General features: G+C 47.7%; 11 protein-coding genes. 5 read left to right on the top strand and 6 right to left on the bottom strand.

The window, feature by feature from the left end:
• Positions 1 to 43: 43 nt before the first annotated feature.
• From QOZ98_RS10930 to QOZ98_RS10910, 5 genes are all read right to left on the bottom strand, one after another.
• Positions 44 to 2107, bottom strand: a complete 2064-nt coding sequence (locus QOZ98_RS10930; RefSeq protein ID WP_308787624.1) for a beta-galactosidase — start codon at positions 2105 to 2107, stop codon at positions 44 to 46.
• 31 nt (positions 2108 to 2138) lie between these two features.
• Positions 2139 to 2978, bottom strand: coding sequence for a sugar ABC transporter permease (locus QOZ98_RS10925; protein WP_142828570.1), 840 nt, complete (start codon positions 2976 to 2978; stop codon positions 2139 to 2141).
• Positions 2979 to 2980: 2 nt separating this feature from the next.
• Positions 2981 to 4237, bottom strand: coding sequence for a sugar ABC transporter permease (locus QOZ98_RS10920; protein ID WP_308787478.1), 1257 nt, complete (start codon positions 4235 to 4237; stop codon positions 2981 to 2983).
• Positions 4238 to 4347: 110 nt separating this feature from the next.
• Complete coding sequence (locus QOZ98_RS10915) at positions 4348 to 5598, bottom strand: extracellular solute-binding protein (RefSeq protein ID WP_308787623.1); 1251 nt, start codon at positions 5596 to 5598, stop codon at positions 4348 to 4350.
• A 199-nt stretch (positions 5599 to 5797) separates the two neighbouring features.
• Positions 5798 to 6790 carry a LacI family DNA-binding transcriptional regulator gene (locus QOZ98_RS10910; protein ID WP_308787477.1) on the bottom strand — a complete coding sequence of 331 codons (993 nt, stop codon included), beginning with the start codon at positions 6788 to 6790 and terminating at the stop codon, positions 5798 to 5800.
• Positions 6791 to 7236: 446 nt separating this feature from the next.
• Between QOZ98_RS10910 and QOZ98_RS10905 the strand changes: the two genes are divergently transcribed.
• A complete protein-coding gene (locus tag QOZ98_RS10905) occupies positions 7237 to 8850 on the top strand; it encodes a glutathione ABC transporter substrate-binding protein (protein WP_308787476.1) in 1614 nt (537 codons plus the stop codon).
• Positions 8851 to 8919: 69 nt separating this feature from the next.
• On the opposite strand, the gene QOZ98_RS10900 is transcribed toward QOZ98_RS10905, so the two are convergent.
• Complete coding sequence (locus QOZ98_RS10900; RefSeq protein ID WP_308787475.1) at positions 8920 to 9987, bottom strand: M42 family metallopeptidase; 1068 nt, start codon at positions 9985 to 9987, stop codon at positions 8920 to 8922.
• 163 nt (positions 9988 to 10150) lie between these two features.
• Here QOZ98_RS10900 and QOZ98_RS10895 point away from each other — a divergent pair, with 163 nt between their 5' ends.
• The 4 genes from QOZ98_RS10895 (at position 10151) to QOZ98_RS10880 (ending at position 15250) form a co-directional block, all read left to right on the top strand.
• Positions 10151 to 11275 (top strand): amidohydrolase, encoded by a 1125-nt coding sequence (locus tag QOZ98_RS10895; RefSeq protein ID WP_308787474.1) that lies wholly within the window; start codon positions 10151 to 10153, stop codon positions 11273 to 11275.
• Between the two features lie 143 nt (positions 11276 to 11418).
• Positions 11419 to 12237, top strand: coding sequence for an alpha/beta fold hydrolase (locus tag QOZ98_RS10890; protein ID WP_308787473.1), 819 nt, complete (start codon positions 11419 to 11421; stop codon positions 12235 to 12237).
• 648 nt (positions 12238 to 12885) lie between these two features.
• Positions 12886 to 14220, top strand: a complete 1335-nt coding sequence (locus tag QOZ98_RS10885; RefSeq protein WP_308787472.1) for a hypothetical protein — start codon at positions 12886 to 12888, stop codon at positions 14218 to 14220.
• Between the two features lie 58 nt (positions 14221 to 14278).
• Positions 14279 to 15250, top strand: coding sequence for a class F sortase (locus QOZ98_RS10880; protein ID WP_308787471.1), 972 nt, complete (start codon positions 14279 to 14281; stop codon positions 15248 to 15250).
• Positions 15251 to 15272: the final 22 nt, after the last annotated feature.

Below are 15272 nucleotides of genomic sequence, written 5' to 3'. Positions count from 1 at the left end.
TTTTACTAGCCGACCTCATTTTTCAGCAATAAAAGTTTTCTCCTTAGCCATTTACCGCCAAAATCCGCACTTCATACTTCGCCAATGCCAGCTCGCCAGACAAGTCCTCGCCGGTCACCAAGTCTTTAGCTTTCGCATCAATCGACACGGTTTGCTCCTGCTCGGTGAAATTCATGACGAATGCGTAGTCTTGGGCTGCATCCTGGCGTACCTGGACCGAAACGCCGGGACCGTGTGCAATCGGGAATACCGGTTGGAGCGACAACTCGCGGATCAACCCTTGGTAGAAATCGCGGTGGAACTGCTCTTCCAAACGGCCGCCAATATAATAAGCCTCCCCTTTTTCATAGCGGTTGCTTGTCACCGCTGGAGTTTCCGCATAAAAATCCTGTTCATACGTTCCGACGACATCCGCTGAATGGTTTTCTAACACCGTCGCGTAATCCGTCAGTTCGTAGGAACGTCCCCCGTAATGGACCGCATTCCGATCGCTTGGATACAGCGTATCCGTTTCAACCGGATTGATGCCGAATACATCTCGCAGGTCTTGATGCCACCCGCCTAAATACGTTAGGTCATACTCATTGACGATGCCGCTGATATAAGTCATCACCACGGTGCCGCCGTCTGCCACAAAACGCTTCAATCGGGCGATTGTTCGTTCGCTCGCCAAGTACAGCATCGGCACGACAAGCAACTTATAGCCCGAGAAATCCTGTTCTTTCGTAATAACATCAACCGGAATGTCCTGTTCCCAGAATGTCCGGTAATGCTCCTGCAACGTTTGCGGGTAGGACTTCGTCTCGCTTCCGTAGCCTTGGGCATGGTCCAGCGCCCAGTTGTTTTCCCAGTCGTACAGGATGGCGACGTCTGCCGGGCGATTGGTTCCGACCACTTGGGACAGCTTGCCTAACGTCTCGCCGACTTTGGATACTTCTTTAAAGACGCGGTTTTCCGCGCTGTTGTCATGGTCGACGACCGCTCCGTGGAATTTTTCTGAAGAGCCGCGTGATTTGCGCCATTGGAAATACAGGATGCTGTCTGAGCCATGCGCCACCATCTGCATGGAAGACAACAGATGCATGCCTGGCCGCTTGGCCTTATTGACTTTATGCCAGTTGACAGCGCTTGGCGTGGATTCCATCAGCAAAAACGGCTGCTGCTTCAAGCTGCGGTACAGATCGTTGATAAAGCCGACTTTCATCGCCAAGTTGGCGGTCGTTTCCCAATCATTGTGCCACGCCGGGTACGCGTCCCAGCTGATGACGTCCAAATGCTTGGCGAACTTGCTGTAATCCAAGCTCTGGAAAGGAATTAAATCATGCGTGTCTGCCATGAAATTGGTGGTGATCGGAATGTCCGGCGTCAACTCTTTGATCGCTGTTACTTCATTTTCAAAGAACGAAATTGTCTGGTCTGTTACAAAACGTTTCCAATCCAAGTTCAAACCGTGCACCATGTTTTCGCCGATTGGCGACGGCGATTCGATTTGTGACCAGTCGCTGAACGTGTGGCTCCAAAACGGCCCCCACCAGGAATCGTTCAAGGCTTTCAAGTCGTCGGCGTATTTCACTTTCAACCAGCTTCTGAACGCATCCTGGCATTTGTCGCAATGGCATTCGCCGCCGTATTCATTGGAGATATGCCACATGAGCAACGCAGGATGCTTGCCGTAGCGTTCTGCGAGCATCCGGTTCATCTTGGCCGTTTTTTCGCGGTAGACCGGTGATGTGAAGCAATGGTTGTGACGCCCTCCGTGCAATTGCTGAACGCGTGATTCGTTGACCCGCAAAACTTCCGGATATTTTTGCGACATCCAGGCTGGACGCGCTCCGCTCGGCGTCGCTAAAATGACGCGGCCGCCGATGCTGGCGATGTTGTCGATAATGCTATCCAGCCATTCAAAATGAAACTGGCCTTCTTCCGGTTCCAGCGTGCTCCAGGCAAAGATGCCCAACGAGAACGTATTGCTGCCCGAAAGCTTCATCAACTTCAGGTCTTCTGCTAAGATCTCCGGATGGTCTAACCATTGGTCAGGGTTGTAGTCTCCACCGTGCAGCATGAAACGAGCCGCGGTGGTATAGGTTTTTTCATTTGTAGGCATAATGTTCTCCTTCCGGTTGCTGCAGTTTTTGCTGTCAGCCTTTTGTTCCGCCTGCCGTCAAACCTGACACAAAGTTCTTTTGCAGCAGGAGGAAAATGATGGCGATCGGGATGCTGATCAAAATGGCGCCGGCGGCAAAGGTTGTAAAGCTCGCACCCATGACGTCATTGACCAAATTATAGAGGCCGATCGGCAATGTGTAATACTCTGGCGACCGCAGGATTGTTGACGCCAGGATAAAGTCCCCAAGCGGCCCCGTAAATCCAGTCATCGCTACGACTGCGATCATCGGCTTTGATAGCGGCATAATGATCTGCAGAAAAATTCTCGTGTTGCTTGCGCCGTCGATTTTGGCGCTTTCATCCAGATCCATCGGAATGGAATCCATATAGCCTTTCATCAAATACGTGTTCAGCGGGATCAATCCGCCGATATACAACAGGATCAACAGCCAGTGGCTGTTCATCATTCCAAGAATCTGCGCTAATACGAAAAGGGCAATCAACGCAGAAAACTGAGGAATCATCTGCAGCAATAAGAACAGCGTCAATGCATTTTGTCGTCCTTTAAAACGGAACCGTGAAAAGGCATAGGCGGTAAACGACACACAGATGACCGCACCGATCATGGTGAACAAGCTGATTTTCAAGGAATTCAAATACCATTGAACATACTGTAGGCTTTCACTTCCCGCAAACAATTCCCGGTAATGGTCCAATGTCGGATTTTGAGGAATCATCGTCGTGCTGATCAAGCTGTTGCCGGGATTAAAGCTGGCTCCTATGGTCCACAGCAGCGGATAAATGATGATGATTGCCATAAAGATCAAAATCGCATGGGAAATCAGGAGACGAAAAAATTTTGCTCGGTTCATTTTCAAGCCCCCTCCTTAAATGCGTCGGTCCGTCTGAACTGCCATAGCGCAATCGCGATGACGAAGACAGACAACAAAATCGTCAATGCGGCTGCCAGCGAATACTGGCTTGACTGCAAGGTCAGCTTATAAATCCAGGAGACGAGGATATCGGTTCCTCCGGCAGTGGATCCGGGAACGGATGGCCCCCCGCCATTAAAGAGGTAAATGATATTGAAATTATTGAAGTTGAACGTATACTGCGTAATGATGACTGGCGCTGTGGCAATTAAAATCATCGGCATGGTGATGTTGCGGAACTGCGCAAAAATCGACGCACCGTCAATTCGGGCCGCTTCATACAGGTCATCCGGAATCGATTGAAGAACGCCCGTCGTGACCAGGAAGATAAATGGAAAGCCGAGCCATCCCTGCATGAGGATCAACGCCAGCTTGGTCCAGTTTTCGTCTGTCAGCCAAGGAATGGCATCGATGCCGACCATCGCCAAAATATCGTTGTTGATGGCGCCGAAGCTGTCATTAAACAACCCGGCAAAAATCAAAATCGTCACAAACCCTGGAACTGCCCAAGGCAATACGAGTACCGTCCGGTAAAACTTCTTGAAGCGAAGATCTTTTTGATTGACCAATACGGCCATAAAAATGCCGAGAGCGACTTGAAGCGTGGAAGCGACAAGCGTCCAGATCACGGTCCAGCCGAGAACACTAAAAAAAGTCGAGCGCCAAATATCGACGGTGAAAATTTTCGCGAATGTATCAAATCCCACCCAATCGGCTAAATTAGCCGGCGGAGAATGGTATAAATCATAATTTGTAAAAGCCAGTGCAAAACTGAAAAGAATCGGAAAAATGACCGCGAAAATCAGGATAAACAACGACGGCCCGCTGATCAAATACGGGTAGCCCTGTGCGATCAAGTTTTGGTAATCGCGTTTCAACGAGCTCATCGGCCTGTTTTCATCACGCCGCTGGCCGTTTTTATAGGCATCCCGCAAATTTACATAGTAGAAAGCAAGACCAAAAATCGTCACGATGATCGCAATCAAACCTTCAGCTAAAAGAAAAATTGAGTTATCGCGCGGGACTTCCGTACCGAGTGTGGCAAGTCCCCAAAAGCCCATGTTCAGAAGGTCGCCGAACACCACGAAAAAGGAGATGCCAAAACCGAGAAACAGGAGTCCTTTAATCCACTGCTTATTATAAAATTGGCCAAGTCCGGGCAGAATTGATAACAATAAGGCTATTTTACGAGCTTGCACTTTCCTCACCTCTTTTTATGTATGGCCCGGCAAACCCGTTTGTTTACCGGCCTTTACAACAAATGGCGCCAACCGTTTTAACGTTTGACACCATTTCTCGCTATTGCAAATCAGTTGCCGCCATGAGTGGCTTCAATTTGTCCTTCAATTGTTTCAACAGCCTGGTTTAATGCGTCTTCAGGTTCTGCTTTGCCTGTCGCGATGGTCTGCAAGGCTGAGTCAGCCGGCGTCCACACTTCATTCATCGACGGGATGTTCGGCGTCAATTCGGCAAAGATGGATTGCTCCGCTACTGCTTGGGCAACTTCGCTTTCAGCTACGACTGGGTCGTTAGCCAACGCTTCTACTGCAGGAACTTCCTGTGTTTCTTCAAAACGGGTACGGGAATTTTCTTCATTTGCCAGGAACACCAGCAATTCTTCGGCAAGTTCTGCATTTTCCGAATAAGCGCTGACGTTGTAGCTTTTCACCCCAATAAATGAACTCATGTTTTCGCCATTGTCCAATTCTGGCAATTTCGCCATTCCAAAGTTGACGCCTGCATCCGTGAACGGATCCACGTTCCAAGGTCCGGAAATAATTGCAGCTGCTTTTCCTTCAGTGAACAAGGACTCTAATACATTAATGCCCTGTTCCCCGATAATTCCTGCCGGGAATAAACCTTCATCGTAGAATTTCTGGATGTAATTTGCACCTTCGATCGATCCTTCATTGTTCAGTCCAACATCCGTCGGGTCGTAGTTGCCATCGGCATCCTGTCCGAAGATGTAGCCGCCGTAGCCGCTCATAACACTTTGTGCGTAATAGATCTGGTCAAACAACGCCAGGAATCCGAACTGGTCGCCCGTTGCCGTTTCCTTCGAATACTCGTACCACTCTTCAAGCGTCGCCGGCAATTCTTCTTCCGTGATCAAATCTTTGTTGTAGTAAAGGATTGTCGACTCTACCGCTTTCGGCAATCCGTAGACTTTTCCGTCTACCATTTGTGACTGCATAGCCGCATCCGTATAAATGGATTGAACGTCTTCTTCAACTGCTACTTCTTTGACCAACCCTTCAATAACTGCCGTGCCGATTTGGTCGCCCGCCATGGTCAAGACGTCCGGTCCGGTTCCGCCTGGCCCATCAAGGCGCAAGTCTTCAATCTGCTGTGCATATGGTTTTTCAACAATTGTGATCGTTACATCATTTTCTTCTTCAAACTGTGCCACGGCATCTCGGATCCCGTCAGCTTTCTCGATATCTTCCCAGACAATCAGTTCACGGTCCTGTTCTTCAGCAGCTTCCCCGCCTGAAGAGCCTTCCCCGCTCTCCTGTGGTCCACATGCACCCAATGCCAAACTTAATGCGACTCCACTCATTAAACCAATATACTTATTAGATTTCTTCACGAACAAACACCCTCTCAAGTCATTTTCGAAACTCTCTCCCAAGTTTCTGATGAAAGCGCTTCCTGAAATTCAATATAGCATTGTTAGAAAAAACTGTAAACAATTAATTTACTGAAAAAAGTAAAAAGTTTTACGAAAATAAAAAACAACCTGTTTTACAGGCTGTTTTCTAGTTCGTGCTTTTTCTGACAATCAAGCTTGCCCCCAAGTACAAGGTCTTTGTGCATTCCCGTTTTTCCAGCAGTTGCTCGAGCAATAAGGAAATGGCATTCTTGCAGATCTCCGCCATGTCGATATGGAATGTAGTGAGGGGCGGTGAAATGTATTTGGCAATGCTGATATTGTTGATGCTGACGACACTGACTCTTTTCGGTATTTGGATACCGTGTTCATTTAACGCCTGAAGGCACCCGACCGCAATCGGATCCGCCGCGATAAAAAAAGCGGTCGGCAACTGGTCGCCCAACTCTTCTATCGCGCTGGTCATCAGTTGATAACCATTGTCTACTGAAAATCCCCGATGGCAATACACATAGCGATCCTGCAACAGCCCTTTTTTCTCCATGTAATCACGGAAAGTCTGCTCGCGGATATCCATTTCGTCGCCGTCTGTATTTGGATTGTGGTAGGTGCCGCCGATAAAGCCGATATCCTGGTGGCCTTTCTCAATGAGAAAGTCGATTGTTTTTCTGGTGATCTGCGCCAAATCCGGTTTTACCGAATCAAAATGCTCCGGATCCGGTGTGGAATCGATAAACACACCATGAGGCGTCAGCTTTCGCAGATGTGCAATTTCTTTATCTGCAAATGTTCCCACTGCGATAAAGCCTTCAATATTATCTGGAATTTGGCTGATGCCGCCCTCTATTTTATAAGTGGTCAATTCCACGTTGGAAAGCTTGGCCATTTTTTCTATTTCAATGCGCATGGTCTTAAAATAAACGTCTTCCAACTCTTCTCTTTCGGTCAGCCAATACAAAAAAGCGATGTTTTTCACGAGTGATTTAACCGTTTTTTTCCGATAGTTCAGCTCTTCCGCTGCATCAAATATCTTTTCCCGTGTTTCTTCAGGCACCGACAAGCTTTGGTCATTGCTCAGCACGCGCGAAACCGTAGAAATAGAAAATCCGGATTTTTCTCCGATGTCTTTAATTGTAGCCAATCCTTCCACCTCCACTTATGATTCAAATCTAATTAAGTAAATTGTTTTACTTAATTTTTACTTGTTTTTTCCTAATTGTCAAGTTATATTAAATTGCTATATAGAACTTACCATTTTATTGACTTATCAAGGGGGAAACACTGTATTTTTCTTTCTGCAGAAGAGACGCCGTTCGATTTTCACACCGGCCGAAGATTTGGAAATAGATTCACCAATGGTTGTGAACAAAGCAAATGACCTAAGTAGAGGGCTAAATCTTTAGGCAAACATCTCGGAGTTTGTTTAGAAACACAGGCATCTCCCGCATTGCTCCACCCTTTCGGATGTTTTGGCTACTAAAATGCGGGACATTGGATTGTTTTGGCAAAAACAATATGCTATCATTGTTATCAGAATATTGCGTCTAGAGTGATATTCCAAAATATGAAGATACAGGGGGAAACTACATGGCATTACCGAGAAAATCAGCTTGGCCTTTTTTATTATTGCTTGTTCTTGCATTGTTCCTGGCAGGATGCGCAGGCGGCGGCAGTGACGACTCTGCAGGTTCAGAGGATGAACCGGCTCCGGACAGCGGCGAGGCGACCCAAGGCGGCGACCTGATACTTGCCGTATTATCCGATGCTTCTTCTTTGGATCCACATGGCGCTAATGACGTACCATCTTCTGTCATTCAGGCAAATATTTTTGAAACCTTAGTAAATCGCGATGAAAACAGCGAAATCATTCCAGGCTTGGCAGAATCATGGGAGCCGGTCGATGAGCTGACTTGGTCTTTCCAGCTTCGTGAAGATGTAACTTTCCATGACGGCGAACCCTTTAACGCAGAAGCCGTCAAAGTGAATTTGGACCGCATTCGCGACGAAGCTTTGGCATCTCCACGCTTTAACTTGTATGAGATGATCTCGGAAGTTGAAGTGATCGGTGATTATGAAGTCCAGATTACCACGGAATATGCCTTTTCTCCATTGCTTGCCCATCTTTCTCACGCAGGCGGCGGCATGATTTCACCAGCATCTATTGAAGCCGATTATGAAGCGGTTGCCGGAGGCGCTGATCCATTCTCGGTTGTTTCCGAAAACCCGGTTGGTACAGGGTTCTTTAAATTTGAATCTTGGGAACCAGGCTCAGAAATTCGCCTGTCGAAAAACGAAGACTATTGGGATACTCCAGCAAATGTAGACACGGTGACATTCCGCGTCGTGCCTGATTCACAGGTGCGCGCAGCAGACCTTGAAACCGGAAACGTCCACATTATCGACCCGGTTCAGCCAAACGAAGTGTCCCGCATCGAAAACTCAGGGGTTGCCTCCATTACACAGGAGCAATCCGCGAGTATTGCCTATCTCGGATTCAATACCGAAAAAGCACCATTTGATGATCCATTAGTGCGTCAGGCGATTTCCTATGCCATCGACCGCGAAGCGATCATCAGCGGCATTTATGATGGTGTCGGTACTGTCGCGCAAGGCCCGGTTGCACCTGGCATCTTCGGCTACACCGAAGACGTTGAGTCAATTGATTTTAATATGGATGAGGCACGGGCTCTTCTTGAAGAAGCCGGCATGGCAGATGGATTCACGACAAGCATCTGGACAAACGATAATCCGCAGCGCCAGGCAATTGCAGTCCTTGTACAGGAAGCTCTTGCTGAATTGAATATTGAGGTTGCCATTGAAGTAATGGAATTCGGCTCTTATATTGAACGGACTTCTGCAGGGGATCACGATATGTTCATCCTTGGCTGGTCCAACTCTACGGGAGACGCAGATTATACGCTGTACCCGCTGTTCCATTCAGCTTCCAAAGGAAATCCTGGGAACCGTTCGTTCTACGACAACCCGGAATTCGATGCGTTGCTTGATGAGGGACGCCGTTCAACTGAAGCTGCTGAACGCGAAGAAATTTACGCAGAAGCGCAAGCGATGCTGGCAGAAGATGCCCCTATGGCTTACCTTCTCCACCAGGATTACCTGGTTGGCGTCGCTGATACCGTAACCGGATTCGAAATCGATGCAGCTGGAATCTATCAGCTGCGAAACGTCTCTATTACGCAATAAAGCCCTAAAAAACCGAAGCCATTTTTACTGGCTTCGGTTTTTTTGTGGTTCCAAAACATTGGTCCAGGATCAGACAAACTTCATGTCTCCCCATTCAGCACTGTCTCTCAGCATCGCTTTCAGCAAAGTAAAGCCAGCTTCAAAATCCTTCAAATCCGCCATTTCGATGGGCGAATGGGAATAGCGGCGCGGGAAAGTGATCGCCGCCCCTAAAATGCCCTCTTTCACCAGGTGAACTGCCGATAGATCCGTCGTCCCGTTGGGCATAACCGACAATTGAATCGGCACATCGTTTCTCTCGGCATATTTGATGATCAAGTCTTTCATTTGCGGAGCCATCAAATTGCCGCGTGCACCTCCACCGGACAACAAGGGCAGCACCGGCCCTCTGCCGATAGCAATCGGATATGTGTTGCCGTCCGGGGTATCTGCGCAGGCAATCGTATCAAGAATGATGGCATAGTCGGGATCAATCTTGTAACCGGCTATTTGTGCTCCCCGCAGACCGACCTCTTCTTGTACCGCGATCACTCCGACCATGGTGCCGCTAAAGTCTTTATCTTGAAAGGTTTTGAATAATTCCACTAACATGACACAGCAGCTGCGGTTATCGATCGCCTTGCCACAGATCAAGTCGCTATTGGTAAACCGGTCAAGATCGCTGATATAAGTGATTGAGTCCCCGATTTCAATGCCCATCTTCAGCACTCTTTCTTTGGAGCGAGCTCCAACATCGACGTACATCTCGCCAATCGGCAAAACTTTGGTTTTTTCGCTGGCGGTCTGCAGATGTCCAGCTTTCACACCGACGACGCCAAAGTGGCCGTTCACATTCACTTTGCGTCCAACCAGCAAGGCATCCATCATACCGCCGGTCCGTTCCATCCGCAGAAACCCTTTGCTGTCGATGGCGCTGACCATGCAGCCGATTTCATCCGAATGGGCCGATACCAATACTGTCGGCCCGGGTTTACTGCCTTCCAAGACGGCATAGATATTGCCCATATGATCAATCTCAACAGTTGCCAGCGGTTCCAGCAATTCGGCCAGCCGTTTGACCACCTGGTGTTCTCTTCCGGGACTGCCCGGCAAAGCTGCAAGCTCTTTTAGTTCTTGGAAAAATTGCTCTTTAAACATATGCATTCTCCTCTTCTTGGATTCTTTACAAGGTTTATTCTACTTGAAAATAGTCTGTCAGTCTTTCGGAAAATTTTGTTTATTCCGAATAGAAGCCATCATCTCACTCTCCACATAATGGTAAACTAATTAATAAGTTTATTCAGAAAGGGGATTTTTATTGATGATCATGATTCAAAATGCGTGTGTTTGGAATGGCAAGGGCAAAATTTTCGAGAATTTTTCTTTACTGATCGATGATAAAAAATTCATCGGCATGGGGGAAGGTCTGGAATTGCCTGCCAGCTGCAAAACGATTGATGCTGGCGGCAAAATTGTCACACAGGGACTCATCGATGTCCACACCCACCTTGGAATTACCGAAGAAGGCATTGGGAAAGACGGCAAAGACCATAACGAAACAAGCAGCCCTGTTACCCCTCAACTGCGTGCAATCGATGGGATCAACCCGTTGGATAGAGGCTTTGAGGATGCGCGCCAGGCCGGCATCACGACAGTTCAGGTTATGCCGGGAAGCGCCAATGTCATTGGCGGCGAAATGTCAGTGCTGAAAACAACAGGTCATATCGTTGATGAAATGGTCATCCGCTCCCCTTCCGGCATGAAAGCGGCAACCGGAGAAAACCCGAAAGTGTTCCACGGTGGAAAAGGAAAAATGCCGACTACCCGAATGGGTGTGGCCGCACTGCTGCGGGAAAACTTGATCGACGCGCGAAATTACATGGAAAGTGAGAAAAAAGAGCGCAAACTCGGGATGGAGAATTTGGTGAAAGTCTTGAACAAAGAAATCCCCCTCCGGGTTCATGCGCACCGGGCGGATGACATTGTCACGGTGCTGCGCTTAAAGCGCGAGTTCGGAATCGATGTCACAATCGAACATTGCACCGAAGGACATCAGATTGCTGACTACATCGTTAAGCACGATGTCCGGGTTTCCGTCGGCCCCACTTTGTCGACACGCTCGAAAGTCGAATTGAAGGACAAGCAATGGTCGACGATCAAATCGCTGCTTGATGCGGGAGTACCTTGCTCGATCACCACAGACCACCCAGTAATCGGCATCCAGTATTTGCTGACAAGCGCCATCCATGCCATCAACCACGGTATTTCAGAAACACAGGCATTGCGCGCACTAACCTCCGATGCTGCAAAACATCTGGGTGTGGAAAACCGTGTAGGTTCGATTGAAGTCGGAAAAGATGCCGATTTCGTCATTTGGAGCGGCAATCCGTTTGAGCTTCAGCACCATCCTGAAGACGTTTTTATTGATGGCGCCAAAGTAAACTAAAATTTTTTTCATCCCATTTATCCTTTGCGGACGCTCGCTAGCCGAAATTTGAAAAGGAGTCTTTGATCTATTGCAGTTTATTTCCTGCCAGCATAGGGAAGCATATCATCAATACATTTTTTAAATTAGAGGAGGAGAAGTTTTTGGGACATTATATTGAAGTGGAAGACGGCGTGAAAGTTTATGCAGAAGATGTAGGATCGGGGCAGCCGGTAGTATTTATCCACGGCTGGCCACTGAACAGCAAATCATTTGAGTCGCAGATCAGCATCCTTGCGCAGCAAAACTTCCGGTTCATCGGCATCGACCTGAGAGGCTACGGAAAATCGGACAAACCGTGGTCAGGCTACGATTACGATACAGCAGCTAGCGATGTTAAAGCGGTCGTTGATCACTTGAAACTTGAAAATTTCGTGCTTGCCGGATTTTCCATGGGCGGACCCATTGCAATTCGCTTCTTAACAAAGTTTGGCCAGCAGGACGTAGACAAATTGCTATTGATGGGAGCGGCGGCTCCTGTGTTCACGCAACGCGACGATTTCAAGATCAACTTGAAACCCAAAGAAGTGGATGACATCATCAAACAAATCAAAGAAGATCGACCGGCTTTTCTTGCTCAATTTGCGGATATGTTCTTTGAACAGAAAAAATCACCGCAATTCCTGCAGTGGTTTCAGCAGCTTGGCCTTGAAGCCGGAGCGCATTCGACCATCAACTCGGCAATTGCATTGAGAGATGAAGACTTGCGCGGCGAATTGGCAGGCATCACCGTGCCAACAGCCATTTTCCACGGGAAAAAAGATGGAATTTGTGCCTATGAACTGGGCGAAGAACTTGAAAAACAAATACCCAATTCCGTTCTTGTTCCATTTAAGGACAGCGGACATGGCATCAACGCAGATGAACCCGAGCGTTTTAACAATGAGTTATTGAGTTTCCTCAGAAGCTCTGGCGTAAAATAAGAATATCCAGAAGGTGTTCATATTAAATGAAAAAACCGCCAAAGTGGCGGTTTTTTTATTTTCATTAAAGTTTGATTCCTGTAATCGATAGTTTTAGGTTGAGTAGGAGAGAAACCGGCTTGAATTTCAGCTTTTCCAGCTTTTATTAGCATGATTATTTCCAGTTAAATGGATATACAATCCAAATCAAACAAAATACAGTCTATTCCCCACCAAATACTGTCCAATCCGGCCAGAATACTGTCCAAACGACCCTATTTACCAGCCAAACGCGATTTCCAGCCAAAAAGAGCCGAATGGAAACAGTTTGCCACAGCAAACTGCCTCTGTCCGTGAGCAAAATCCGCTCACTCCCAACTGTTGCTCTGTAATTTCCATGGTGAAGTTTTATTCATCAATCAGCTGAACAGCTATACAAGAGCTGGTTTCATTACACTCTTAACCATTTACAGCATCGATCTGATTTCATTTTAAAATCACCAGCTATGGCAATCCTTCATCTTACCTCACCCAAATTGTTGCAGTGGATTTCCATTCCAAAGAAGCTTTCCCTATCCTAACGTGCAGTTTCTTTTTTTCAAAAAAGTGATCTAATCTCTGAACCCCTCCGTTATGTTTATATGAATTCAAAAATGAGGAGTGGTTTTTATGAAATGGAATAAAGTTTTAGTACCTGTACTTGGAGCCGCGTTACTAATACCCGGAATGGCAACAACCGCATTGGCAGATGAGCTGCCGCCAACAGAAACAACCGGCGTGGAACTTCGCGCAACATTGGATTCTCTGTTATCGGAGCATTACGCACTCGCTGTCGATTCCATGATGAAAGTCTATGATGGAGACGAAGCGGCAGAAGCAGCAATAGCAGCACTTGATGCCAACGCAGCTGACATGGAGCCGGTCATCGCATCTGTTTACGGCGAAGAAGGCGGAGCGGCTTTTGTCGAAATCTTTGATAAGCACAACATGGGCACGGACGATTACGCCGCTGCTGTGAAAGCCGGCGATGAAGCCATGCAAGAAGAAGCGTTAGTCGAGATTCAGTCATTTGTTGACGACATGGGTGCATTTCTTGGCACCGCAACAGAAGGCAACCTTCCGGAAGACGGCGCAACTGCTGCTCTTCGCGAGCATGAAGATTTCGTTCAGGAAACATTCGATCTATATGTAGAAGGTGACTACGAAGCGGCTTACACGTCTTACCTGGAAGGCTTCACGCAAATCTTTGGAGCCGGAAGCGCCATCAGTGGAGCAATTTCCGCTCAGTTCCCAGATCAGTTTTCTGATCCGAATACACCAGCCGGCGACTTCCGTTCGACAGTCAACCGCATTGCGGCTGAACATTTCGCTTTAGCGCAATTGAGCATGACAAAAGGCTATAATGGTTCTGAGGACTTTGACTTTGCCGATTGGGCACAAGATCAAAACACAGAAGAGTTCCGGACAGCACTTGCTTCTGTCTACGGTGAAGAAGCAAGCAACCAATTTGTTGAACTTTGGAACAACCAGCACATCTCCGTACAAGGTGACCTTGTGACTGCAGCAGCAGCTGACGATCAGCCCGCTGTCGAAGAAGCAACAACTACTTTGACCAGCACGTTTGCAACAGACCTAGGAACTTTCTTGAACGGCGCAACGGAAGACCGCATGCCTTTGGATGAAACCATTGCAGGCGTACAAGCACATGAAACTTCTGTTGTGGATACGTTCCAGCAATACGTCTCAGGCGATTATGCTGCATCTTACGAAACATACCGTGCAGGCTATGCCATCATGTTTGATATCGGCAAAGGATTGAGCGGCGCAATTGTTGATCAATTCCCTGAGAACTTTGAAAACACGGCACCTGAAAAAATGCCGGCAACAGGACTTGGCGGCACTGCTGGCCAGTCGAATACAATGATCCTTTGGATTACATTAAGCACGATGATCTTGTTGGCAGCTGGAACAATCACATACCGCCAAACCAAAAACCAGCAATAACAAATTCAGGGAGGGCCAGTGGCTCTCTCTGTTCCTGATTGGAAAGGAGGAAATGCAGATGAAGCAGCTTGTCACTATGGGAACAGCCATCATTTTATGTCTCGCTTTGTTCATCATTTTGGAGCCTTTGGCTGCCAGCCCAACGGTTGAAGAAAAGGTTGAACCCGTTGAATCCACTGAGCAAGCCGAGCAAGAGGCAGATGAGGAAGAGGTATCCGGCAACTATGTCGACAAGATCGCGGAGTTTCCTATCCTTCCGGAACAACGGGAAAAGCTGCAAATGCTGCAGCGGGAACGCCAGGAAAGCATAAAAGGCATGGAGCCTTCTCAGATTGAAGTTCCTTCTATCGGTGTCAAAGCGGCCATCGAGCCAACCGGCATTTTGGATAACGGCGAAATGGGTGTGCCGGAAGATGTAGATCAAGTTGGCTGGTTTGAGCCTGGCTTTAAAGCGGGCGCAAAAGGCAATGCCGTGTTGGCTGGACATGTCGACAGCTTGACGGGTCCGGCTGTCTTTTATGAGCTGACGGATGTAAAGGTTGGGGAAACCGTAATTTTGACGGATGCCGATGGACGCGAGATGGTTTTTGAGGTGAAGAACCTGACCAGCTACGAAACCGATGAAGCACCAATCGAAGAAATCTTCGGCAACTCGGACAAGCGGATGATCAACTTGATCACTTGCACTGGTGATTTTAACCGCGACATTGGATCGCATGAAGAACGCCTGGTCGTTACAGCCGAATTGGTTTCCGATTCGAGTGTTAAAGAAACACCGCCAGAGCCCCCTGCAAATGTGGCGGCTACTGCTTTCAACATCTCCTGGCACGCGGTGCGTGACGACGCTATTATCGGCTACCGCATCTATGAAGAAGATATTGAAACAGGCGAAATAGAGAAAATCGAAACTGTCTCGCTGTTTGACAGAAAGAAAGTCGAACTCGAAACGGATGACTCAAAACGCTATTTTGTCACTTCGGTGGATGTCGATTTGAATGAATCTGAAAAAGCGGAAGCGCAAGTGAAGTAAGAAACACAGTAAAGCACGTGCA

Source organism: Planomicrobium stackebrandtii, from assembly GCF_030814955.1.
In the GTDB taxonomy this organism is placed as follows: domain Bacteria; phylum Bacillota; class Bacilli; order Bacillales_A; family Planococcaceae; genus Planococcus; species Planococcus stackebrandtii.
The sequence above is the reverse complement of the archived record's forward strand: the minus strand, read 5'-3'. Positions and strand labels throughout refer to the sequence as shown.